Source organism: Streptomyces sp. NPDC001717 (assembly GCF_042892775.1).
Lineage (GTDB): Bacteria > Actinomycetota > Actinomycetes > Streptomycetales > Streptomycetaceae > Streptomyces.
Genome location: NZ_JBIAUK010000004.1, coordinates 230398 through 251944, shown reverse-complemented (window position 1 = coordinate 251944; position 21547 = coordinate 230398). Strand labels below are relative to the sequence as shown.

At 73.3% G+C, this 21547-nt stretch carries 21 protein-coding genes and 1 pseudogene; 15 read left to right on the top strand and 7 right to left on the bottom strand.

The window, feature by feature from the left end; translation table 11 throughout:
- Nucleotides 1-19: 19 nt before the first annotated feature.
- Nucleotides 20-664, top strand: a complete 645-nt coding sequence (locus ACFYZL_RS10745) for a transglutaminase family protein (protein ID WP_388677982.1) — start codon at nucleotides 20-22, stop codon at nucleotides 662-664.
- On the opposite strand, the gene ACFYZL_RS10740 is transcribed toward ACFYZL_RS10745, so the two are convergent.
- Nucleotides 600-1838 (bottom strand): MFS transporter, encoded by a 1239-nt coding sequence (locus ACFYZL_RS10740; RefSeq protein ID WP_388677979.1) that lies wholly within the window; start codon nucleotides 1836-1838, stop codon nucleotides 600-602. The two genes, ACFYZL_RS10745 and ACFYZL_RS10740, sit on opposite strands and share 65 nt — an antisense overlap.
- Nucleotides 1839-1916: 78 nt before the next feature.
- Between ACFYZL_RS10740 and ACFYZL_RS10735 the strand changes: the two genes are divergently transcribed.
- Nucleotides 1917-2468 (top strand): CGNR zinc finger domain-containing protein, encoded by a 552-nt coding sequence (locus tag ACFYZL_RS10735; RefSeq protein WP_388677976.1) that lies wholly within the window; start codon nucleotides 1917-1919, stop codon nucleotides 2466-2468.
- A 118-nt stretch (nucleotides 2469-2586) separates the two neighbouring features.
- Nucleotides 2587-3798: an alginate lyase family protein gene (locus ACFYZL_RS10730; RefSeq protein WP_388677973.1), complete on the top strand. Its 1212-nt coding sequence runs from the start codon at nucleotides 2587-2589 to the stop codon at nucleotides 3796-3798.
- 80 nt (nucleotides 3799-3878) lie between these two features.
- Here the strand turns inward: ACFYZL_RS10730 and ACFYZL_RS10725 are convergent, their stop codons facing one another.
- Nucleotides 3879-4601: a lysophospholipid acyltransferase family protein gene (locus tag ACFYZL_RS10725; protein ID WP_384588059.1), complete on the bottom strand. Its 723-nt coding sequence runs from the start codon at nucleotides 4599-4601 to the stop codon at nucleotides 3879-3881.
- 320 nt (nucleotides 4602-4921) lie between these two features.
- Between ACFYZL_RS10725 and ACFYZL_RS10720 the strand changes: the two genes are divergently transcribed.
- The 5 genes from ACFYZL_RS10720 to ACFYZL_RS10700 all read left to right on the top strand — a co-directional run bounded on the left by ACFYZL_RS10720 (nucleotide 4922) and on the right by ACFYZL_RS10700 (nucleotide 9495).
- Entirely contained in the window at nucleotides 4922-5215 is a 294-nt protein-coding gene (locus ACFYZL_RS10720; protein ID WP_384744981.1) for a thioredoxin family protein, read from the top strand.
- 264 nt (nucleotides 5216-5479) lie between these two features.
- The gene (locus tag ACFYZL_RS10715; RefSeq protein ID WP_384744979.1) at nucleotides 5480-6013 is read left to right on the top strand and encodes a flavin reductase family protein; all 534 of its coding nucleotides are present in this window, start codon (nucleotides 5480-5482) and stop codon (nucleotides 6011-6013) included.
- A 201-nt stretch (nucleotides 6014-6214) separates the two neighbouring features.
- Nucleotides 6215-7000, top strand: coding sequence for an electron transfer flavoprotein subunit beta/FixA family protein (locus ACFYZL_RS10710; protein WP_384734483.1), 786 nt, complete (start codon nucleotides 6215-6217; stop codon nucleotides 6998-7000).
- A gap of 59 nt (nucleotides 7001-7059) precedes the next feature.
- On the top strand, nucleotides 7060-8022 hold the full coding sequence (locus tag ACFYZL_RS10705) for an electron transfer flavoprotein subunit alpha/FixB family protein (protein ID WP_388677968.1): 963 nt from the start codon (nucleotides 7060-7062) through the stop codon (nucleotides 8020-8022).
- A gap of 174 nt (nucleotides 8023-8196) precedes the next feature.
- Nucleotides 8197-9495 (top strand): DUF6986 family protein, encoded by a 1299-nt coding sequence (locus ACFYZL_RS10700; protein ID WP_384744976.1) that lies wholly within the window; start codon nucleotides 8197-8199, stop codon nucleotides 9493-9495.
- Between the two features lie 51 nt (nucleotides 9496-9546).
- On the opposite strand, the gene ACFYZL_RS10695 is transcribed toward ACFYZL_RS10700, so the two are convergent.
- A complete protein-coding gene (locus ACFYZL_RS10695) occupies nucleotides 9547-10539 on the bottom strand; it encodes a LacI family DNA-binding transcriptional regulator (protein ID WP_388678165.1) in 993 nt (330 codons plus the stop codon).
- A gap of 189 nt (nucleotides 10540-10728) precedes the next feature.
- On the opposite strand from ACFYZL_RS10695, the gene ACFYZL_RS10690 reads away from it, so the two are divergent.
- On the top strand, nucleotides 10729-11766 hold the full coding sequence (locus tag ACFYZL_RS10690) for an NUDIX domain-containing protein (protein WP_384744974.1): 1038 nt from the start codon (nucleotides 10729-10731) through the stop codon (nucleotides 11764-11766).
- A gap of 9 nt (nucleotides 11767-11775) precedes the next feature.
- Here the strand turns inward: ACFYZL_RS10690 and ACFYZL_RS10685 are convergent, their stop codons facing one another.
- Both ACFYZL_RS10685 and ACFYZL_RS10680 read right to left on the bottom strand, forming a co-directional pair.
- Nucleotides 11776-12471 carry an MBL fold metallo-hydrolase gene (locus ACFYZL_RS10685; RefSeq protein ID WP_388677964.1) on the bottom strand — a complete coding sequence of 232 codons (696 nt, stop codon included), beginning with the start codon at nucleotides 12469-12471 and terminating at the stop codon, nucleotides 11776-11778.
- A 108-nt stretch (nucleotides 12472-12579) separates the two neighbouring features.
- A complete protein-coding gene (locus tag ACFYZL_RS10680) occupies nucleotides 12580-13944 on the bottom strand; it encodes a dipeptidase (protein ID WP_388677961.1) in 1365 nt (454 codons plus the stop codon).
- 351 nt (nucleotides 13945-14295) lie between these two features.
- Between ACFYZL_RS10680 and ACFYZL_RS10675 the strand changes: the two genes are divergently transcribed.
- A complete protein-coding gene (locus tag ACFYZL_RS10675; RefSeq protein WP_384744996.1) occupies nucleotides 14296-15492 on the top strand; it encodes a geranylgeranyl reductase family protein in 1197 nt (398 codons plus the stop codon).
- Nucleotides 15493-15997: 505 nt separating this feature from the next.
- Nucleotides 15998-16105: pseudogene (locus ACFYZL_RS10670) on the top strand (aldo/keto reductase); the annotation flags it as partial.
- A 142-nt stretch (nucleotides 16106-16247) separates the two neighbouring features.
- Here the strand turns inward: ACFYZL_RS10670 and ACFYZL_RS10665 are convergent.
- The gene (locus tag ACFYZL_RS10665; protein ID WP_388677958.1) at nucleotides 16248-16709 is read right to left on the bottom strand and encodes a nitroreductase/quinone reductase family protein; all 462 of its coding nucleotides are present in this window, start codon (nucleotides 16707-16709) and stop codon (nucleotides 16248-16250) included.
- Nucleotides 16710-16884: 175 nt separating this feature from the next.
- On the opposite strand from ACFYZL_RS10665, the gene ACFYZL_RS10660 reads away from it, so the two are divergent.
- A complete protein-coding gene (locus ACFYZL_RS10660; protein WP_384744966.1) occupies nucleotides 16885-17583 on the top strand; it encodes a TetR/AcrR family transcriptional regulator in 699 nt (232 codons plus the stop codon).
- Between the two features lie 125 nt (nucleotides 17584-17708).
- Entirely contained in the window at nucleotides 17709-18659 is a 951-nt protein-coding gene (locus ACFYZL_RS10655; RefSeq protein WP_388677954.1) for a spherulation-specific family 4 protein, read from the top strand.
- 30 nt (nucleotides 18660-18689) lie between these two features.
- Here the strand turns inward: ACFYZL_RS10655 and ACFYZL_RS10650 are convergent, their stop codons facing one another.
- Nucleotides 18690-19433: a maleylpyruvate isomerase family mycothiol-dependent enzyme gene (locus ACFYZL_RS10650; protein WP_384744964.1), complete on the bottom strand. Its 744-nt coding sequence runs from the start codon at nucleotides 19431-19433 to the stop codon at nucleotides 18690-18692.
- 36 nt (nucleotides 19434-19469) lie between these two features.
- Here ACFYZL_RS10650 and ACFYZL_RS10645 point away from each other — a divergent pair, with 36 nt between their 5' ends.
- The gene (locus tag ACFYZL_RS10645; protein ID WP_388677951.1) at nucleotides 19470-20162 is read left to right on the top strand and encodes an alpha-ketoglutarate-dependent dioxygenase AlkB family protein; all 693 of its coding nucleotides are present in this window, start codon (nucleotides 19470-19472) and stop codon (nucleotides 20160-20162) included.
- A gap of 42 nt (nucleotides 20163-20204) precedes the next feature.
- Entirely contained in the window at nucleotides 20205-21461 is a 1257-nt protein-coding gene (locus ACFYZL_RS10640) for an ROK family protein (RefSeq protein WP_384744960.1), read from the top strand.
- Nucleotides 21462-21547: the final 86 nt, after the last annotated feature.

Here is a 21547-nt window from a genome sequence, read left to right as displayed (position 1 = left end):
TCTGTCTATGCTCCGGCGCATGCAGCTGATCCAACAGAACCCCGATATCCACGCCTATCTGGCATCGGATGAAGCGATCGATCACTGGCACCCCCTGGTGCAGGAAACCGCCGACGCCCTCTGGTCCGCCACCGGCGATGCATACTCATACGCCAAGGCGGCCTTCGAGTTCGTCCGCGACACCATCCCCCACTCGGCCGATTCCGGGGACCTGCGGGTCTCCTGGCGCGCCTCCGACGTCATCGCCACGCGCAACGGCATCTGCTACGCCAAATCCCACGCCCTCGTCGCCCTGCTGAGGGCCCAGGGCATCCCTGCGGGCCTTTGCTACCAACTCCTCGCGGACGATCATTCGTGCAGCGACAGCTGCTCCGGTGGAGCCGGGGCTTGCCCCGGGGGGACGAACGCGGTGATCCACGGGCTGGTCGCCCTCCGGCTGCCCGGCCGCGAGCGCTGGTCCCGGGTCGACCCCCGGGGCAACAAGCCCGGCGTGGACGCGCAGTTCAGCCTGGACACCGAGCGACTGGCGTTCCCCGTACGGCCCGAGCTCGGCGAGATCGACCACCCCGAGCTGTACGCGGTCCCGCACCCGGCCACCCTCAAGGCGCTCCGGCACTCCGCCGACCGGCCGGAGCTGTGGCGAAACCTGCCGACGGCTCTGTAACCGCCCCGACGGGCGCGGGCCCGCGCCCCACCGTCAGCACGTGCACCAGCGCCGCCGCGAACTGAAGTCCGGCGATCCCGGTCAGCAGCAGCCCCGCCGGTGCGTCGGCCGCGAGCCCCACGAGGGCCGCCCCGGCCGACGCGGCCGTCATCTTCAGCCCCGCCCCCAGCGTGAACACCTGCGTCCGCACCCCGTCCGGTGCGTACTCCGCGCGGATCCGCAGGGTCGCCGTGAGCAGCGGCCCGTCGCACACCCCGGCCACCGCGAACAGCGTCGCCGTGAGCGCGACGGAGGGCGTGAACGCCGCCGCCGTCAGGCCCACCCCCGTACCGGCCATCGCCCAGCGCACCAGTCGGCCGGGCGCCACCGACGTCATCCGGCCCAGCGTGAGCGAGCCCGCCAGCGCGCCCACCGCGAAGGCCGTCATCAGGACGCCCCCGGCGCCCGGGCTGCCGAGCCCGGTGGCCAACAGCACCGAGGTGGTGGTGAGCGAGCCTATGCCGACGAACGCCAGCGTCGTGGCCGCCGTGACCGCGCGCAGCTCCCGAACCCGCCACAGCGCCGCGAGGCCCGCGGCCGCTCCGGCCAGGGCGCCGAGGGGCGCGGCGCCCGCGGCCCGCTCCTCGTACGGGAGGGTCGCGGCCAGCGCCGCCGCCAGCGCCGCGGCCCCCGCCAGGACTCCCATCGCCGGCCCGGCCGACGCCGTCGCCGCGACGAGGCTCACCACCGCCGGGGCGGTGACCGCCGCGGCGTTGTAGGTCGAGGCGTCCCAGCCGTACGCCCGGTCCCGCCCGGGTCCCGCCGGGACCAGCCCGGTGACGAGGCTGGACAGGCCGCCCGTCACCATCGGCCCGCAGGTCCCGCCGAGCACCGCCACCGCGAACACCAGCGGCTCCGGGGCCCGGCCCAGCAGCACGGACAGGGACGCCACGGCTGCCGTGAATCCGGCCAGCGCGCCCACGTGGAAGAGTCGCGGCCTGCGGGTCCGGGCCGCGGCGGCGCCCGCGAGCGGGGCCGCCAACACGTTCGGCACCAGCCAGGCCGTCAGGACGAACGCCCCGTGCGCCGCGCTCCCGGTGCGCTCCAGGGCGAGCAGCACCACGGCCATGCCCATGCCCTCGTTGGCGAACCGCGCGGCCAGTGCCGCCGCCAGGTAGCGCCCGAACCCGCCCATTCCGGCCCCCCGCGTTGTGTAACGTGATAAGTGGACAAGACGTTACGTCATTCGAGTGTACGGGGAAAGGATCCAGGCATGGTGGACTCCGGACGGGGTTTTTCGGCGGCCCGGCGGCTGATCGACCTCGCGGAGGCGGTCCGCGCCACCCCCGACCTGCCGCGCGCCGCCCTCGCGGAGCTGCTCGCCGGGCACGGGGAACGCCCGGCCGATCTCACCGAGGAGGCCTTCACCGAGGCGGACGCGGCGCAACTGCGGGCCGCGGCGCGGCGGATGGGGGAGGTGCTCGCCGAAGGCGACATGGACCGGGCGGCCGAGGCGCTCAACGCGCTGTTCGCGGAGTGTGCCACCCGGCCCCGGCTGACCCGGCACGACGGCCACCCCTGGCACCTGCACGTGGACCGGGGCGAGGGGGCCGGCTGGGGTGATTGGTTCCTGGCCTCCGGCGCCCTCGCGCTCGCCGGGCTGCTCACCGAGTACGGGCGGATCGCCTGGGGGGCCTGCGCCGCCACGGGCTGCGGGCGGTTCTTCCTGGCCACCGGACCGGGCAGTGCCCGCCGGTACTGCTCCACCACGTGCGCCACCCGCGAGAGGGTCGCGGCCCACCGCCGTCGCAAGCGCGAGGGCTGACCGCGGGCGCCCCGCCGGGGCCGCTGATAGGAAACCTTCTTGTCGGATATCGTTGTCGACTTGGCATGTGCATGAGTATCTTCGGCCTACCGGAACCCCTCCCACCGGAAGGCCCCCCATGCGTTTCGGAATCCCCGCAGGACTCGCCGCCCTGGCCCTCGGCCTGGCCGTGACCGTGCTCCCCGCCCCCACACAGGCAGCGCCCGCGGCCCCGGCCGCGCCCGAAGTCCGAGCCGCACCCGCGCAGTTCGCACACCCCGGAGTCCTCAACAGCCGCGCCCAGCTGGAGTTCGTACGCACCCAGGTGCAGGCCGGCCGACAGCCGTGGAAGGCGGCGTACGACCAGATGCTCGCGAGCAAGTACGCCTCCGCGACCCGCACCGCCAAGCCGCGCGCGGTCGTCGAATGCGGCTCGTACTCGAACCCGGACATCGGCTGCTCGGACGAGCGCGAGGACGCCATCGCGGCCTACACGCACGCACTCGCCTGGTACGTCACCAAGGACCCCGCGCACGCGCGGAAGGCCATCGAGCTGATGGACGCCTGGTCCGCGGTCGTCAAGGACCACACCAACAGCAACGCGCCGCTGCAGAGCGGCTGGGCCGGCTCCACCTGGCCCCGCGCGGCCGAGATCATCAAGCACACCTACACCGGCGGCTGGCCGAACCAGGGGCGCTTCGCCGGCATGCTGCGCGAGGTGTACCTGCCCGAGGTGATCGGCGGCAGGCCGAACAGCAACGGCAACTGGGAACTGATCATGATGGACGCGGCCGTCGGCATCTCCGTCCACCTCGACGACCGCGCGAGCTACGACAAGGCGATGGGCATCTACCTCGGCCGCGTCCCCGCCTACTTCTACCTGGCCTCGGACGGGGCACAGCCCGTCTACCCGCCGCGTTCGAACATCGACACCCGCGGCGAGCTGATCGACTACTGGCACGGCCAGAGCACCTTCGTGGACGGCCTCGCCCAGGAGACCTGCCGGGACTTCGGCCACACCGGCATGGGCATCGCGGCCGCCATGCACGTCGCCGAGACCTCACGGATCCAGGGCCGCGACCTCTACCCGCAGTTCAAGGACCGCTTCCGGCACGCCCTCGGATTCCACGCCACGTACGAACTCGGCGAGCCCGTGCCGTCCTGGCTGTGCGGCGGGAGCCTGACCAAGGGCATCGGCCCGGCCACCGAGGTCGGTTACAACGCCCTGCACACCCGGCTCGGCGTCGCCATGGAAAAGACCCGCAGGCTCACCGAGGGGCGGCGCCCCGCGGGCACCGAGAACCACTTCGAGGCCTGGGAGACCCTGACGCACGCCGAGAACCCCAACTGACGGGGCCGGCGGACGGCATGCCGACGGCCCCCGGGACCGGCTGGTGGTCCCGGAGGCCGTCGCTCACGGTGTCGGCGGGGTCAGCCCCGGTCCTTGACCTCGGCGGCGGTCGGGGCCGTGCCGCCCAGGTGCGCCGGGAGCCACCACGAGTCGGCGGCGTCCTTCGGCTTGGCCGGATAGGCGCGCTGCGCCGATTCGAGCAGTTCCTGCACCCGCTCGCGCAGCCTGCGCGTGATCGCGCCGGCGTACTGGTCGGAGGGCGCCTCGATCGGCTCGCCCACGCGCATCGTCACCGGGATGTGGCTGCGCTTGAGGTCCTTCGGACGCCCCTTGGTCCACAGGCGCTGGGTGCCCCACAGGGCCACCGGGATCAGCGGGACCCCGGCTTCCTGCGCCATGCGGGCCGCACCCGACTTGAAGCTCTTGAGGGTGAACGACTGGGAGATCGTCGCTTCGGGGAAGACCCCGATGATCTCACCGGAGCGCAGCGATTCGAGGGCGTGCTGGTAGGCGGTCTCGCCCTGCGCGCGGTCGACCGGGATGTGCTTCATGGCGCGCATCAGCGGGCCCGACACCCGGTGCCGGAAGACCGATTCCTTCGCCATGAAGCGCACGAGCCGCTTCTGCGGCCGCGCGGTCAGACCGGCGAAGATGAAGTCGAGGTATCCGATGTGGTTCGACACCAGGACCGCCCCGCCCTTGCGCGGGATGTTCTCGGTGCCCTTCATGTCGATGCGGATGTCGAGCGCCCGGAACAACGTGTGCGCGGCGCCGATCACCGGGGGGTAGACGAGCTCAGCCATGGTGCGGAACCCCGCTTTCTGCCTGGGGAGGTGCTCCCGGCCGGAAGTTACGGCAGCGTAGGTACGCGGCCATGGGGGATCGTGCCCCATACGCGGGCTGCTGGCCAGTCCAGACGGGCGCGCCCGGGGAGATTCTCGTCACGCCGGGAATTGCGCAGGTCCGGGCAGCGCTCCGATCCTCGTACGAGCGTACGGGGATGATGTGCGCGGACGAAGACGGACGTGAGACGGGAGTACGGGTGCTCGGGCGGGCGGACGGGTCGACGGGGCCGGTTGTGACGGGATCGGGTGCGGCGGGATCGGGTGCGGCGGAGCTCGGCGTGGCGGAGCTCGGCGTCGCACTGGGGGAGCGGGCCAGCCTGGTGCAGTTCTCCAGCGCGTTCTGCCAGCCGTGCCGGGCCACCCGGCGGATCCTCGCCGAGGTCGCGGCGATGGTGGAGGGGGTCGCGCACATCGAGATCGACGCCGAGGAGCGGTTGGACCTCGTACGGGCCCTCGGGATCGAGAAGACCCCGACCGTGCTCGTGCTCGACGCGGCGGGTCGGGAGGTGCGCCGGGCGGCCGGGATGCCCCGCAAGGTGGACGTCATCGCGGCCCTGGGAGCCGCCGTATGACGGGGAACCGGGGCGCCGGCGAGACCCGGACGCGCCGGTGCGCGCGCCCGCACGCAGCGTGACGCGCCTGACATCTGTCTCGTCTCGCTTGACTGTGTACACGGGAGATCGCCAGGCTGGCGGCATGCGGTACGAACTCCTGCTCTTCGGCCGGGTCCACATAGACCTCGTCCGCCACGCGAGCGCGCGCTGTTGGGATCAGTGAACGCCCCGACCCCTGATCCCCGACCCGTGCCCGCGTTCGCCGCGGCAGAAGGAAGACTCATGACCGCCCCGACGGCACCCTCCCCCGGCCTCGCGGCCGCCCTCCCGGGCTCGCCCGACCTCCTGCGCTCCGTCTTCCGCCGGCACGCCGCCGGCGTCGCCGTGATCACCGCCGCGGACGGTGCGCGCCCGGTCGGCTTCACCGCGACCTCGCTCAATTCCGTTTCCGCCGAGCCGCCGCTGCTGTCCTTCACGACCGGCACCGGCTCCTCCAGCTGGCCCGCGGTGCGCGACAGCGAGTACCTCGGCGTCCACATACTCGGCGAGCACCAGAGGGAGCTGGCGGGCCTGTTCGCCCGCAGCGGAGCCGACCGCTTCGGCCCGGCGACCGACTGGAGGCTCGGGCCGCACGGCGTCCCCGTGCTGGACGGCGTACTGGCGTGGCTGGTCTGCCGGGTGGTGGCGCGCGTGCCCGCCGGAGAGCACCGTGTGATCATCGCGGAGGCGGTCGCCGGGGACCCGGCGGGTGATCCGACCGGCGCGGGCCGGCCCCTCCTGTACCACCAAGGACGCTTCAACGCCTTGCGCGACTGAATCGTCCCTGTTGGGAGCAGTTGCCCGGCGTTGGACAGATCACAGTTCACCGGCCTTGCGGGTTGGCGGAACCCAAGGTGTACTGACGAGTAACATTCCCTTCGGAGCGCGGGCCGCCCCGACCGGGATCCGCCCGACAAGGCGCCTATGCTGCCTGCACAAGGCGGTACCAGAAAAAGACGATGCGGTAGGAGAGCCGGCGTGAGCCTGAGGATCGTTGTCTGTGTGAAGTACGTGCCCGACGCCACCGGCGACCGGCACTTCGGCGATGACCTGACCGTCGACCGCGACGACGTCGACGGCCTGCTGTCGGAGCTCGACGAGTACGCCGTCGAGCAGGCGCTGCAGATCGCCGATGAGGCCGACGACGCCGAGATCACCGTCCTGACGGTGGGCCCCGAGGACGCCAAGGACGCGCTGCGCAAGGCGCTTTCGATGGGCGCCGACAAGGCCATCCACGTCGAGGACGACGACCTGAACGGCTCCGACGTCATGGCCACCTCGCTGGTGCTCGCCAAGGCCGTCGAGAAGGCCGGTTACGACCTGGTCATCACGGGCATGGCGTCGACCGACGGCACCATGGGCGTGCTGCCGGCGATCCTGGCCGAGCGCCTGGGCGTCCCGCAGGTCACCCTGCTCTCCGAGGTCAAGGTCGAGGACGGCGTCGTGACCGGCCGCCGTGACGGCGACACCGCGAGCGAGCAGCTGGAGGCCTCCCTCCCCGCGCTCGTCTCGGTGACGGACCAGTCGGGCGAGGCCCGCTACCCGTCCTTCAAGGGCATCATGGCCGCCAAGAAGAAGCCGGTGGAGTCCTGGGACCTGGAGGAGCTGGAGATCGAGGCCGACGAGGTCGGTCTCGAGGGCTCCTGGACCGTGGTCGACTCCGCGGCGCAGCGTCCGGCGCGCACCGCCGGCACGATCGTCAAGGACGAGGGCGAGGGCGGCAAGCAGCTGGCCGAGTTCCTGGCCGGCCAGAAGTTCATCTAAGAGCTTCGGCCAACCCCTCACAGTCCCCAGACACTTCGCAAAAGCAGGAGAGCAGTCCCATGGCTGAAGTTCTCGTCTACGTCGACCACGTGGACGGCGCCGTCCGCAAGCCCACCCTCGAGCTGCTGACGCTGGCCCGCCGCATCGGCGAGCCCGTGGCCGTCGCCCTGGGTGCCGGCGCCGCCGACACCGCCGCCACCCTCGCCGAGCACGGTGCCGTCAAGGTCCTCACGGCCGACGCCCCCGAGTTCGCCGAGTACCTCGTCGTCCCCAAGGTCGACGCCCTCCAGGCCGCGTACGACGCCGTTTCCCCGGCCGCCGTGCTCGTTCCGTCCTCCGCCGAGGGCAAGGAGATCGCCGCCCGCCTGGCCGTGCGCATCGGCTCCGGCATCATCACCGACGCCACCGACCTGGAGGCGGGTGACGAGGGCCCGGTCGCGACGCAGTCCGCCTTCGCCGCGTCGTTCACCACCAAGTCCCGTGTCTCCAAGGGCACCCCGGTCATCACCGTGAAGCCGAACTCGGCCCCGGTCGAGGCCGCTCCGGCCGCCGGCGCCGTCGAGGCGCTCGCCGTCACCTTCGGCGCCCTGGCCACCGGCACCAAGATCACCTCCCGCACCCCGCGCGAGTCGACCGGCCGCCCCGAGCTGACCGAGGCCGCGATCGTGGTCTCCGGCGGCCGCGGCGTCAACGGTGCCGAGAACTTCCACATCATCGAGGACCTCGCGGACTCCCTCGGTGCGGCCGTCGGTGCCTCGCGCGCCGCCGTCGACGCCGGCTGGTACCCGCACTCGAACCAGGTCGGCCAGACCGGCAAGTCGGTCTCCCCGCAGCTGTACATCGCCTCCGGCATCTCCGGCGCGATCCAGCACCGGGCCGGCATGCAGACCTCGAAGACCATCGTGGCCATCAACAAGGACGCCGAGGCCCCGATCTTCGACCTGGTCGACTACGGCGTGGTCGGCGACCTCTTCGCCGTCGTTCCGCAGCTGACCGAGGAGATCAAGGCGCGCAAGGGCTGACCTGCGCTTCTCTTCGTAGCTCCACTTCTCCGGGGCCGTGTGGTGATTGTCACCGCGCGGCCCCGAGTCGTTTGTCCAGGACGGCGGAGGGACCATTGACGGAGCGGAACCCCGTGACTAAATTCTGCTATGCGGATCTAAGCTTCCGTGAAGCGGAAAAGAGGAGAGTGCACGATGGGTCAGCAGGAGAAGGTGGCGACGAGCCTCGCAGGCGCGGTCAGCGAGGGCATCAGCGCTTCCCTCGCGCCGGTGGACGCGGAACTCGCGCGCCACTACCCGGGCGACCCCGGCACCCGTCAGCCGATCCACACGGTCTACGTGCCGGGTGACGTCTTCGACGCGGACACCGTCCGTTCCTGGGGCGACCAGGCCCTCGCGGCCATGGACGAGCACGCGCCGGACGCCGCCACCTTCGCCAAGGTACTCGGCATCCCGGACGAGCTGGCCGTACCGGTCTACGACCGCGTCCGCGCCAAGCTCGCCACGGAGCCCATCGAGGACCTCCGCGTCGACTTCGAGGACGGCTTCGGCGTCCGCTCCGACGAGGAGGAGGACCAGGCCGCCGCGCGTGCCGCCCGCCTGATCTCCGAGGCGTACTCCAACGGCACCAACGCGCCGTACATGGGCATCCGCATGAAGTGCATGGAGTCCAACGTCCGCGACCGCGGCATCCGCACCACCGACGTCTTCCTGTCCGGTCTGCTCGCCCACGGCGGCCTCCCGGACAACCTGGTCCTGACCCTGCCGAAGGTGACGTACGCCGAGCAGGTCACCGCCTTCGTCCAGCTGCTGGAGGCCTTCGAGACCGCCCGCGGCCTGCGCCCGGGCCGGATCGGCTTCGAGATCCAGATCGAGACGAGCCAGTCCATCCTGGCCTCCGACGGCACCGCCACCGTGGCCCGCATGATCGAGGCCTCGAAGGGCCGCGCCACCGGTCTGCACTACGGCACCTTCGACTACAGCGCCTGCGTCGGCGTCTCCGCCGCCTACCAGGCCAGCGACCACCCCGCCGCCGACCACGCCAAGGCGATCATGCAGGTCGCGGCCGCCGGCACCGGCGTGCGCGTCTCCGACGGCTCCACGAACGTGCTGCCGATCGGCACCACGGAGAAGGTCCACGAGGCCTGGAAGCTGCACTACGGCCTCACCCGCCGCGCCCTGGCCCGCGCCTACTACCAGGGCTGGGACATGCACCCGGGCCACCTCCCGACCCGCTACGCGGCCGTCTTCACCTTCTACCGCGAGGGCCTCGAAGCCGCCGCCGCGCGCCTGAAGGCGTATGTGGCCAAGATCGAGGGCGACGTGATGGACGAGCCCGCCACCGCCAAGGCCCTGGCCGGCTACCTGGTCCGCGGCCTCGACTGCGGCGCGGTCGGCGCCGAGGAGGTCACCGCCCTCACCGGCCTGACCCGCGCCGAACTGGACGCCTTCGCGATCCCCCGCCGCTCGGCGACCCTGACGGCGACCGCCTGATCCACCCCTGCGGGGCCCGGCCGGAACTCCCCGGCCGGGCCCCGCGGCGTTTCATGCCCCACCGGCCGGCGGGAGTTCCCCCGAGCCGCGGGGGATCAGGTGGGTCGGGAGCTCGATGCGGGTCGGGGGGAGGGTGGCGCCCGCCAGGCGCTGGAAGAGGCGGTCCGTGGCGACGCGGCCCAGGGCCGCCGGGTCCTGGGCGACCACCGTGATGCCCGGGCGCAGCAGGTCGGCCAGTTCGAAGTCGTCGAACCCGACCAGCGCCACCGGGTGTTCCAGGGCGGCGAGGATCCGGACCAGCGTGACCGTCACCCGGTTGTTGCCCGCGAAGAAGGCCGTCACCGGTTCCGGGGCCCCGAGCATCGCGCGGGCCGCGGCCGAAACCCGTTCGGGGTGCGTGGAGCCCAGGGAGACCCAGGAATCGGCCACCGGCAGGCCCGCCCCCGCCATCGCCGCCCGGTAGCCGCGCAGGCGTTCCGTCGCCGTGTGGATGCGCGGGTGGTCCCCGATGAAGCCGATCCGTCGGTGGCCGCCCGCGATCAGGTGGGCGACGCCCTCCCGGGAGCCGCCGAAGCTGTCCGAGAGGACCACGTCCGCGTCGATCCGGCCGGCCGGTCGGTCCACGAACACCGTGGCCACGCCCGCCCGCATCTCCGGTTCCAGGTAGCGGTGGTCCTCGCCCGCCGGGATGACGATCAGCCCGTCCACCCGGCGGGCGCACAGCGCGAGCGCCAACTCCCGCTCCCGATCGGGGTCCTCGGCACTGGAACCGTTGATGAGCAGCGCCCCGTGCTCCCGCGCCACCTCTTCCACCGCCCGGTTCAACGGGCCGTAGAAGGGGTCGGCGAGGTCCTCCAGGACCAGTCCGACGGTGGCGGTGCGGCCCTTGCGCAGCACGCGCGCGCTGTCGTTGCGGCGGAAACCGAGTGCCTCGATGGCCTCCTGGACGCGCTTCTCCGTCTCGGGGGTGACGCCCGGTTCGCCGTTGACCACCCGCGACACCGTCTTCAGGCCCACACCCGCGCGAGCGGCCACGTCCTTCATCGTGGGCCGGTTGCCGTAGCGGGCGTCGGACGGGCGGCGGTTGGTGGCCACGGCGGGAAAACCTCCGGAGGTAGCGGGCGGCGCTCTGACCTTGAGGATAAGCACTCGGCTGATTAACGGGTTTCCGTGGCAGGGTGGTGCGGGCAAGCCACTGGGGGCTCCGGACGAGCCATGCGGAGAGGGGTAGACGTGATTGTCTGGATCAACGGCACATTCAGCGCCGGGAAGACCAGCACGGCCCGCGAACTGGCCGGAATCCTGCCGGACAGCACCCTGTTCGACCCGGAGTTCATCGGGGACGCGCTGCGCGTGCTGCTGCCGCGCAAACGGCTCGCGGAGGTGACCGACTACCAGGACCTGCCGAGCTGGCGCCGGTTGGTGGTGGACACCGCCGCGGCGATGCTCGCCGAACTGGGAGGCGTGCTCGTCGTGCCGATGACGCTGCTGCGGCAGGAGTACCGGGACGAGATCTTCGGCGGCCTCGCGGCGCGCCGCATTCCGGTGCGCCATGTGCTGCTGGCCCCCGCCGAAACGATCCTGCGGGAGCGGATCGCGAACCGGGAGGAGCCGGGGGCCCCACAGGAGGTGGACCTCCACGTCCGCCAGTGGGCCTACGACCACATCCCGGTCTACCAGCAGGCCCTCGGCTGGCTCACCGCCGACGCGCACGTCATCGACAACGGCGCCCTGAGCCCACGGGAGACCGCCGAGCGGATCGCCGAGGCCGTCCGCACCGAGGCCGCCCCCGTCTGCGACATCGTGCAGAGCCCGGAACCCGTGCGCGAGACCGTGGCCGCCGGGGTGCTGTTCTTCGACGAGCAGGACCGCGTGCTGCTGGTGGATCCGACGTACAAGGCGGGCTGGGAGTTCCCGGGCGGCGTCGTCGAGGCCGGCGAGGCGCCCGCCCGGGCGGGCGTACGGGAGGTCGCCGAGGAACTGGGCCTCGTACTGGACGACGTGCCGAGCCTGCTCGTCGTCGACTGGGAGGCCCCTCAGCCCCCCGGGTTCGGGGGGCTGAGGCTGCTCTTCGACGGCGGCCGACTGACCGAGGAGGCGGCGCGGCGGATCCGGCTGCCGGGCCCGGAGCTCCGCGCCTGGCGCTTCGTCACCGAGGCCGAGGCCGCCGGACTGCTCCCGCAGCACCGTTACGAACGCCTCCGCTGGGCCCTGCGCGCCCGCGAGCGGGGACACCCCATGTACCTGGAGGCGGGCGTCCCCACCGGCTGACGGTCCCCGTCAGGCCGGGGTGTCGGCGGCGGCCTTCGCGAGGGCCGCCGCCGTGTCCGTGGTCAGGGGATCGCCGTGGCCGAAGCAGGCGACATCGGGGGAGAGGGCGGCCAGTCGGCGGAACGAGTCGATCGCCCGGGCGCGGTCCACGTTGAAGACGCCCAGCATCAGCGGGCCGACGGCGGCGACGCAGTCCCCCGTGAACAGCACCCCGTGGCGGGGCAGGTGCACGCCGATGCTGCCGTCCGTGTGGCCCGGGGCGTGGACCGCGTAGGCCCCGTCCCCGAAGCCCAGTGCGTCCCCGTCCTCCAACTCCTCGTCGACGGGGGTCGGCGGGGCCTCGGGCACCGTCAGGCCGTGCTCGTACAGCGGGACCTCCCACTCCGCCAGCACCGGTTCGGGCACCGGCCGCTCGCCCCGGATCACGGGCGCGTCCAACCGGTGCGCGAGGACCCGCGCGCCCCAGCGGGCGGCCAGTTCACCGGCCGCGCCGACGTGGTCGCGGTGGCAGTGCGTGAGGACGATCCGTTCCAGCCGGTCGGGCTCCAGCCCGAGGGAACGTATCGCCCCCTCGATCTCGGCGGCGGACTCCGCGTTGCCCGAGTCGATGAGCGTGAGGGCTCCGTCGTCCTGCCAGAGGTAGGCCTGGCCGATGGGGAAACGGAGCATGTGGAGCCGGTTGGGAAGTACTTCGACGAGATCCATGGGGCGAACGTACGCACGGCCGGGCGGCCCGGGCAGGCGAGTTCGCCGGGAGCGTGGTACGCCCAGAGCGCACTGCGCCCTGGGCGTACACGCACGTCATCGCGAGGGTCAGCCGCGCTTGGACTCCGCGTAGTTGACGAGGAACAGGGCCTCCGCCACCGACAGCCGCTCCAGCTCCTGCGGCGACACGCTCTCGTTCACCGCGTGGATCTGCGCCTCCGGCTCGCTCAGCCCGATCAGCAGCATCTCCGCCTCCGGGTACAGCTGCGTCAGCGTGTTGCACAGCGGGATCGAGCCGCCCATGCCCGCGATCTGCATCTCCTGCCCCGGGTACGCCTCGCCCAGCGCCGCGGCCATGGAGGCGTACGCCGGGCTGTCCGTGTCCGCCTGGAACGGCTGGCCCTGGCCCACGACCTCCAGCTCCAGCCGCGCCTTCCACGGCGTGTGCGCCACCAGGTGCGCCTCCAGGAGCTTGACGGCCGCGGCGGTGTCCACGCCCGGCGGCACCCGCAGGCTGATCAGCGCACCCGCGCTCGCGTGCACCGACGGGGTGGCGCCGACCACGGGCGGGCAGTCGATGCCGAGCACCGTCACGGCCGGGCGGGCCCACAGCCGGTCCGCGATCGTGCCCTCGCCGATGAGCTCGACACCGTCCAGCACCTTCGCGTCGGAGCGGAAGTCGGCCTCCGGGTACTGCAGGCCGTCCCACACCGCGTCCGAGGCCAGACCGTCCACGGTCGTCGAACCGTCCGCCGCGCGCAGCGAATCGAGGACGCGGATCAGCGCGGCCAGAGCGTCCGGGGCGACCCCGCCGAACATGCCCGAGTGCAGGTTGCCGCCCAGCGTGTCGATCTTCACCTTGAGCAGGCACATGCCGCGCAGGGTCGCCGTCACCGTCGGCAGGCCCAGGCGGAAGTTCCCCGCGTCGCCGATGACGATGGTGTCGGCGGTCAGCAGCTCCGGGTGCGCCTCCGCGTACTGCTGGAGACCGCCGGTGCCCTGCTCCTCCGAGCCCTCGACGATCACCTTCACGCTCACCGGCACGCCGCCGTTGGCCTTCAGCGCGCGCAGCGCCAGCAGGTGCATGATGAACCCGCCCTTGCAGTCGGCCGCACCGCGCCCGTACCAGCGGCCGTCGCGCTCGGTCAGCTCGAAGGCCGGGGAGATCCAGGCCGCGTCGTCCAGGGGCGGCTGCACGTCGTAGTGCGCGTAGAGCAGAACGGTCGGCGCCCCCTCGGGGCCGGGCAGGAAGCCGTAGACGGACTGGGTGCCGTCGGGGGTGTCGAGCAGGGCCACGTCCTGGAATCCCTCGACGCGCAGGGCCTCGGCCACCCAGTTGGCGGCGCCCTCGCTCTCGCTCCGGGGGAACTGTGCCCAGTCCGCCACCGACTGGAAGGCCACCAGCTCGGTGAGCTCCTGCTTGGCGCGGGGCATCAACGAGGCGATGGTCTCGGCGATCGGATTCTGGGACATGGGCACGCTCCTTTTGGGTGCGACGTTGTACTTCGTGTACGGCTTCCCCGCATCCGCGGGGTGCGCGTATGCCGGGGACGGCGAAAGACAGTCCTGATCCTCGCACAACGGGGCGACGGAGCGTCTCGCTAGGATTTGCCCGGCATCGGAGCAACGGGTGATCAGGAGCGGCAACACATCGTGAGCAGCGACGACGACGTACGCGACGCAGGTACGGGCGCAGGCGAAGGCGCGGACGCGGAGCGGTCCGGGCAGAGGGTGGGCGACGAGGTGACCGGCGAAGCCGACGAGGTGTCCGGGGGGGCGGGAGAGGCCGACGAGGTGTCCGGGGTGGGTCGGGAGACCGGCGAGGTGTGGGACGTGGTCGTGGTCGGGGCCGGGCCGGCCGGATCGTCCGCCGCGTACGCGGCGGCCAAGGCGGGGCGTAGCGTCCTGCTGCTGGAGAAGGCCGAACTGCCGCGGTACAAGACCTGCGGCGGCGGCATCATCGGTCCCTCGCGCGACGCCCTGCCGCCGGGATTCGTCCTACCCCTCAAGGACCGCGTCCACGCGGTGACCTTCTCGCTGGACGGGAAGCTGACCCGGACCCGGCGTTCCAAGCAGATGCTGTTCGGGCTCGTCAACCGGCCGGAGTTCGACGCGGCGCTGGTCGCCGAGGCCGAGAAGGCCGGGGCGTCGGTGCGTACGGGCACCGCCGTGGCCCGCGTGGAACAGCACGGGTCCGCGGTGCCCGACCGGCGCACGGTGGCCGTGGTGCTGGCCGACGGGGAGACCGTACTGGCCCGCGCGGTCGTCGGCGCGGACGGCAGCGCGAGCCGGATCGGCGCGCACGTCGGTGTGGAGATGGAGCAGGTGGACCTCGGCCTGGAGGCGGAGATCCCCGTCCCGGAGACGGTCGCCGAGGACTGGAAGGGGCGGGTGCTGATCGACTGGGGCCCGCTGCCCGGCAGTTACGGGTGGGTCTTCCCCAAGGGGGACACCCTCACCGTCGGGGTCATCTCTGCCAAGGGCGAAGGCGCCGCGACCAAGCGCTACTTGGACGACTTCATCGCCCGACTCGGGCTCGCGGGCTTCGAACCGGCCGTTTCCTCGGGGCACTTGACCCGCTGCCGCAAGACCGACTCGCCGCTCTCGCGCGGCCGGGTCCTGGTCGCCGGCGACGCCGCCGGACTGCTGGAGCCGTGGACGCGGGAGGGCATCTCCTTCGCGCTGCGCTCGGGGCGGCTGGCGGGGGAGTGGGCGGCGAAGATCTCCGAGGCGCAGGACGCGGTGGACGCGCGCCGCCAGGCCCTGAACTACGCCTTCGCGGTGAAGGCCGGGCTGGGCGCGGAGATGGGCGTCGGGCAGCGGATGCTGACCCTGTTCGAGTCCAAGCCGGGGCTGCTGCACGCGGCGATCACGGGCTTCCGCCCCGCATGGCGGGCCTTCGCGCGGATCACGCGCGGCTCGACGACGCTGGCGGACCTGGTACGGACGCACCCGCTGGCGCGGCGTGCCCTGCACGCGATGGACGCCCGCCAGGCGGCCCGCCGGGGCGGCCGGGGCTAGCGGGACCCGACCGCGGACTCCCCGCGGGTCCCGCCCCGGACCTGCGGGGAGTCGGGTCGCCTGGTTCCCGGCCCGGGCGCCGGGGGCGGGGCCGGGGGCGGGGCCTGGGGCGGGCTACGGGGCGGCGCCGGCGAGGAGTTCCGCCACGGAGGTCCGGGGGTACAGCACGGAGCGCCCCGCTCGGTGGGCGCTGACCAGGCCCGCGTCGCGCAGTGCCGTCAGATACTGGGACACCCGGGACGGCGAAGCCCCGCACGGCGGGCCGGTTCGGTGGTGGAGGCAGGGGGGTCCGGTTCGGCCGGGAGCCGGGAGCCGGGAGCCGGGAGCCGGGAGCCGGGAGCCGGGAGCCGGGAGCCGGGTGCGCGAGCGGCCGAGGACCCCTGTGACCGCCTCGGTCCTGGTGGCGGCGCGGGGTCGCCGGGGTACGCGCGCCGGGTACGCCGGCTGCGGCGGGGTGACCCGGGTGAAGGGGCCCCGAAAGGTGAAGATCGAGGGGATCGGCACCATCGCGCCGGTGGTGTGCGTACAGAACCCGTACGGCATCGGGGGGCGGTCCGAACACGATGCGTTCGTCCGGAGCTGCGGAGAGCAGGGCGTCGCGTACGTGCCGTTCTAAGCGGGCGCCGGTGCGGGACGCACGGTCGGGGCGGGCGGGACCGAGCACGCCGACAGGAGCCGGCCGTACTGGAAGCCGTCCACCGGCGCGTTCCCTCGCACGAGGGGCGGGGCCCGAACGTCCGGCGGGCGGGCGGGGGTCAGTTCGAGACCGTGATGCGGAAGACCGGGTGGTCGCCGGCGGCGGCCCGGAGTTCCGCGTCGGAGGACTTCGCCGTCACGCCCTGGAAGAAACGGTTGACCTCCCAGCCCCACTTCTCCAGGTACGCCCGCAGGATGGCCGCCTTCTCCGCCGGGTCGGTGATCTCGGTCGCGGCGAAGGTCCGCAGCTTGCGCCCCACGCGCAGCTCGCCGCCGCCGGCGACGCGCATGTTGCGGACCCACTGGGAGTGGCCGCGGGCCGAGACCAGGTACTGCGCTCCGCCGTACGTGTGCGGGTTGACCGGGATCCGCTGCATCTCGCCGGACTTCCGGCCGCGGACCGACAGCTCGGCGGTGCCGGCCAGGCTGATGCCGAAGCGGGCCAGCTTGCCGAAGAGGGCGTTGAAGCGGACGGCGAACGGACTGGCCTGGACGTAGTACGGGGTGGGCGTGCTGCTCATGGTGGGCTCCAGGTCTTCTCGGGTCTTCCCGGGTCTTCTCCGGCTTCGGAGAGCACTGCTCTCGCTTGAGACCAGTGTGCACGGATCGATGCTCCAAAGCAAGAGCAGTGCTCTCGAAATGGAGCGGAGATCTCGTTCTTGGGCAGTGCTCCGGCCGCGTGGCAGACTGGCCCGCATGAACACCGTGCGAGGGGCCAGGGAACGGGCCCGCATCGAGGTCACCGCCGCCATCAAGGACGAGGCGCGCCGCCGGCTCGCGGACGAGGGAGCCGCCAAACTCTCCCTGCGCGCGGTCGCCCGCGATCTGGGCATGGTCTCCTCCGCCCTCTACCGCTACTTCCCCAGCCGCGACGACCTGCTCACCGCGCTCATCGTCGACGCGTACGACAGCCTCGGTGCCGCCGCCGAGCAGGCCGACGCCCAGGCCCTCGCCGCCGGCGCCCCGCCCCGCGCCCGCTGGATCGCGGTCTGCGAAGCCGTCCGCGCGTGGGGGCTGGAGCGCCCGCACGAGTACGCCCTCATCTACGGTTCCCCCGTACCCGGTTACAGCGCCCCCGTGGACACCATCGGGCCCGCCTCGCGCGTCGGAAACATCCTCATCGGGATCGCCCGGGCCGCCCACGAGGGCCGCGGTCTCGCCCTGCCGCCGCTGCCCGCGACCCTGCGCGCCGAGGCCGAGCGGATGACCGCCGAGTTCGCCACCGGACTGCCGCCGGAGGTCACCGCCGCCCTGGTCGCCGCCTGGGCGCAGCTGGCCGGCCTCGTCTCCTTCGAGCTGTTCGGCCAGTTCAACCGGGTCGTCGAGGACCGGGACGCCTTCTTCACGCATGCCGCCGGCCAACTGGCCCACGGGGTGGGGCTGCCCGCCGTGTGACGCGGCGCCCGCCCGTTCGCTCTTCTGTTCCTCGTATGAATGCGTGCGGTTCCGGCCGGAAGCCGGGGCCGCCCGGCTAGTGTTCCTCGGGCCGCCCACCCCTTGCCGCCGCCGGAGGAACGTTCATGCCCCGCGCCGTGAAGGCCCTGTTCGCCATCGTCGTCACCGCGTTACTCGTCGCGCCGGCGCCGGTCGTCACCGCGTCGGCGCGCGACACGCCCCCGACCGAACCCGCTCGGTCCCAGGTCGCCTCGCCCCGGACGGCCGGCGTGCGGGGCCTCGACATCGCGGTCCCCGCCTACGTCTGGGCGGACGACCCCGTGCTCACCGATCTCGCCGCCACCCGCCCGGCCCCTTCGGTGGTCGTCCTCAACCCGGGCAACGGCGACGCCCCGTTCGACGCGGCCTGGCGGTCCCGCGCCGACGCCCTGCGCCGCGCCACCACCGCGACCGGCGAGAAGACCAAGGTGCTCGGCTACGTCCACACCGACCACGGCAACCGCGACATCGCCGAGGTGAAGGCCTCCGTCGACAACTACCTCAGACCCGCCGACGGCGACGGCCGCCTCCACGTCGACGGCATCTTCTTCGACGTCGTCAGCCGCGACTGCGGGCCCGGCAACGCGACCCGCGACCACTACGCCGAGCTCCGCCGTTACGTGCAGGCCGGCATGGACGCCGTCGACCCCTCCGTCCCCGAACTCGTCGTCGACAACCCGGGTACCGCCATCGCCGACTGCTACCTGGAACCGGGCCACCGGACCGCCGACGTCTTCGTCACGTACGAGGACACCTACGCCGCCTACACCGGCGGCGGCTGGCTCGGCGGCAACGTCTTCGACCCGGTGGGCGGCTACCGCCCCGGCGCCGAACTCGACCCGAGCGGCACCGCGTTCTGGCACCTCGTCCACGAGGTCCCGGACGCGGCCGCGATGCGCACCGCCCTGCGGACGGCCTTCACCCGTGGCGCGGGCTACGCGTACGCGACCGGCCGGACCATGCCCAACCCCTGGAACGCGGCGCCCGCCTGGCCGTACCGCGCGCAGACCGCGTACGCCGCCACCCTCGGGGAGTGACCCAGTTCCGGTTCCCGGGAGGCCCCCCGGTCAGATTCCGGCCTTCTCCCTCCACAGCCCGGCCAGCGACAGGTCGCCCGTGACGCCGGGGCCCGACAGCGGGAGACGGTTCCAGAGGGCCGAGTACAGCCAGGACGCGGTGCCCGTCACCTCGCAGTCGGCCGGCTCCTCCGTGGTGCCGCGGACCGTGCGGGCCGGCTCCGCGGACAGGTGGACGGTCCACGACGCACCGGTGTCGGCCGCCCGGATCCGCAGCACCTTGGGCTCCGCGGTACGGACCCGGCTGCGCGGGCGGGCGTGGAAGCCGGTCAGCAGCTCGTCCACCCCGTCCTCCGCGAACCGCGCGTCGACCGGCGCGTACGCCACGCCGAGCGCCGACTCCGCGTCCAGCCGGTGCACCGAGGTCTCATGGGCCTGCCGCCGCGCCCAGAACGCCAGCGGGGACGGCGCGGCCGTCGGAAGGAAGGTCCAGCACTGGACGTCGGCCGGCGCCTCGGTCAGCGTGCGCACCAGCGCTGCGTGCCCCTCCCGAAACCACCTCAGCAGCTCGTCCCCCGAGAGCTCGGGCGCTTCGGGAAACCCCACCGGCTCCAGCCGCCCCTCCGCGACGTAACCGGCCGCCCAGCGGTGCACGGCCCCCGTGTGCCGCAGCAGATCGGCCACGTGCCACCCCGGACAGGTGGGCACCGCGGCCTCGGTGCCGGCCCGTTCGGCCGCGTCGGCGAGGAGCTCGCCCTCACTCGCGACCGTCTTCACGTATTCGATGATCTCCATGGCGGGAGTCTCGCAGCCGGAGCCGACAATGGAGCCATGGACGGGGAACACGGGGAACACGGAGATCACGGGGAACTGTTCCCGCGCGAGCGGTCCGAGATCGCTCCCGGCGCCGTGCACGTGCCCGACTGGCTGGGGCCGGGGCGCCAGCGCGAGCTGCTCGCCGCCTGCCGGGAGTGGGCCCTCCCGCCCGCCGGCCTGCGCACCGTACGGACTCCCGGCGGCGGGGTGATGACCGCCCGGCAGGTGTGCCTCGGGCTGCACTGGTACCCGTACGGATACGCGCGCACCGCCGTCGACGGGGACGGGGCGCCCGTCAAGCCCATGCCCGACTGGCTGGCCGCGCTGGGGCGGGAAGCCCTGGCCGCCGCCTACGGGCGGATTCCGGACCCCGAGGTGGTCCACGACATCGCCCTGGTCAACTTCTACGAGGGCGACTCCCGCATGGGCATGCACCGCGACGCGGAGGAGAGGTCGGGGGCTCCGGTGGTGTCGCTCAGCCTCGGCGACAGCTGCGTCTTCCGCTTCGGGAACACCGCCTCGCGCGGCCGCCCGTACCGGGACGTCGAGCTGCGCAGTGGGGACCTCTTCGTCTTCGGGGGTCCGAGTCGTCTGGCCTACCACGGCGTGCCGAAGGTCCTGCCGGGCACCGGCCCGCACGGGCTCGGCCTCGCCGGGCGGCTGAACGTCACCCTTCGCGTCGGCGGCCTCGGCCCGGGCCCGACGTAGCGGCGGCGCCCGGGGCCCTCCGATCATGCGAGGATCGTTGCCATGAACGGCAACGGGGCCCCGCCGGGGGTGGGGGACGCGACCACGGTGTCCACGTCCGCACGGACCAAGCTGGAGCGAGGCCGAGGGGCGCTGGGCCCGGCGCTGGAGCTGGTCCACACCGGCCGCGCCCCCACGCGTGCCGTCCTGACCGCCGAGCTGGGGGTCACCCGCGCCACCGCCGGGGCCGTCGCCGCGGAACTGGAGGCGCTCGGGCTGATCCGCGTCGACTCCCGGCCCGGCGGCGCGGGCGGCGGCGGCACCCAGGGCCGCCCCTCGCACCGGCTGGCGGTCGCCGAGGACGGGCCCGTCGCACTCGCAGCCCAGGTGCACCCGGACGGCTTCCGCGCGGCCCTGGTCGGCCTCGGCGGCCGGATCGTCGCCACCGCCCCCGGCAAGATCACCGTCTCCGCCGACCCGGCCCAGGTGCTCGGCGCGGTGGTGGACGCGGGCGCTCGGCTGCTGGAGGAGAGCGGCCGCCGCTGCATCGGCGCGGGCCTCGCGGTGCCCTCGGCCGTCGCCGAGCCCGAGGGCACGGCACTGAACCCGCTGCACCTGGCCTGGCCGCCCGGCTCTCCCGTACGGTCCGTCTTCGCGCGGTGCGTGAAGGCGGCCGGCATCGACGGCCCCGCCCTGACCGGCAACGACGTCAACCTCGCCGCACTGGCCGAGCACCGGCACGGTGCCGGGCGCAGCGCTCAGCACCTGCTCTGCGTGGCCACCGGGCACCGCGGGGTCGGCGGGGCGCTGGTGCTGGACGGGCGCCTGCACAGCGGGAGTTCGGGCCTGGCCCTGGAGGTCGGCCACCTCACCGTGAACCCGGAGGGGCGGGCCTGCCACTGCGGCAGCCGCGGCTGCCTGGACGTGGAGGCCGACCCGCTGGCCTTCCTCACCGCGGCGGGACGTACGCCCGGCCCGGAGGTCTCGCTGCTCCAGCAGGCCCGTGACCTGCTGCGCGACGAGCCCGGCGAGGCGGGGGTACGGGCGGCCACCGAGGAGCTGATCGACCGCCTCGGCCTCGGCCTCGCGGGCCTGGTCAACATCCTGAACCCGGACCGCATCATCCTCGGCGGCCTGCACCGCGAACTGCTCCACGCCGACCCGGACCGGCTGCGCGCGGTGGTCGCCGACCGCAGCCTGTGGGGCCGCAGCGGGGGAGTACCGATCCTGCCGTGCACCCTCGACCACAACAGCCTGGTCGGCGCGGCGGAACTGGCGTGGCAGCCGGTGCTGGACGACCCGCTGGGAGCCCTGGCCTAGGGCCTGTCGTCGAACTCTCGTCTGCCCCGCGACGCCGGGCCCGCGCTCTCGCCGCACCGGGGCGACGACGGGAGTTCGACGACAGG

What these genes read in the sequence shown, in the direction of transcription:
- ACFYZL_RS10730 (WP_388677973.1), top strand. Translation starts at nt 2,587, where the DNA reads ATGCGTTTCGGAATCCCCGCAGGACTCGCCGCCCTGGCCCTCGGCCTG.
- ACFYZL_RS10640 (WP_384744960.1), top strand. Translation starts at nt 20,205, where the DNA reads ATGAACGGCAACGGGGCCCCGCCGGGGGTGGGGGACGCGACCACGGTG.
- ACFYZL_RS10695 (WP_388678165.1), bottom strand. Translation starts at nt 10,539, where the DNA reads ATGAAGGACGTGGCCGCTCGCGCGGGTGTGGGCCTGAAGACGGTGTCG.
- ACFYZL_RS10680 (WP_388677961.1), bottom strand. Translation starts at nt 13,944, where the DNA reads ATGTCCCAGAATCCGATCGCCGAGACCATCGCCTCGTTGATGCCCCGC.
- ACFYZL_RS10685 (WP_388677964.1), bottom strand. Translation starts at nt 12,471, where the DNA reads ATGGATCTCGTCGAAGTACTTCCCAACCGGCTCCACATGCTCCGTTTC.
- ACFYZL_RS10700 (WP_384744976.1), top strand. Translation starts at nt 8,197, where the DNA reads ATGGGTCAGCAGGAGAAGGTGGCGACGAGCCTCGCAGGCGCGGTCAGC.
- ACFYZL_RS10735 (WP_388677976.1), top strand. Translation starts at nt 1,917, where the DNA reads ATGGTGGACTCCGGACGGGGTTTTTCGGCGGCCCGGCGGCTGATCGAC.
- ACFYZL_RS10655 (WP_388677954.1), top strand. Translation starts at nt 17,709, where the DNA reads ATGCCCCGCGCCGTGAAGGCCCTGTTCGCCATCGTCGTCACCGCGTTA.
- ACFYZL_RS10665 (WP_388677958.1), bottom strand. Translation starts at nt 16,709, where the DNA reads ATGAGCAGCACGCCCACCCCGTACTACGTCCAGGCCAGTCCGTTCGCC.
- ACFYZL_RS10660 (WP_384744966.1), top strand. Translation starts at nt 16,885, where the DNA reads ATGAACACCGTGCGAGGGGCCAGGGAACGGGCCCGCATCGAGGTCACC.
- ACFYZL_RS10650 (WP_384744964.1), bottom strand. Translation starts at nt 19,433, where the DNA reads ATGGAGATCATCGAATACGTGAAGACGGTCGCGAGTGAGGGCGAGCTC.
- ACFYZL_RS10705 (WP_388677968.1), top strand. Translation starts at nt 7,060, where the DNA reads ATGGCTGAAGTTCTCGTCTACGTCGACCACGTGGACGGCGCCGTCCGC.
- ACFYZL_RS10715 (WP_384744979.1), top strand. Translation starts at nt 5,480, where the DNA reads ATGACCGCCCCGACGGCACCCTCCCCCGGCCTCGCGGCCGCCCTCCCG.
- ACFYZL_RS10745 (WP_388677982.1), top strand. Translation starts at nt 20, where the DNA reads ATGCAGCTGATCCAACAGAACCCCGATATCCACGCCTATCTGGCATCG.
- ACFYZL_RS10645 (WP_388677951.1), top strand. Translation starts at nt 19,470, where the DNA reads ATGGACGGGGAACACGGGGAACACGGAGATCACGGGGAACTGTTCCCG.
- ACFYZL_RS10725 (WP_384588059.1), bottom strand. Translation starts at nt 4,601, where the DNA reads ATGGCTGAGCTCGTCTACCCCCCGGTGATCGGCGCCGCGCACACGTTG.
- ACFYZL_RS10740 (WP_388677979.1), bottom strand. Translation starts at nt 1,838, where the DNA reads ATGGGCGGGTTCGGGCGCTACCTGGCGGCGGCACTGGCCGCGCGGTTC.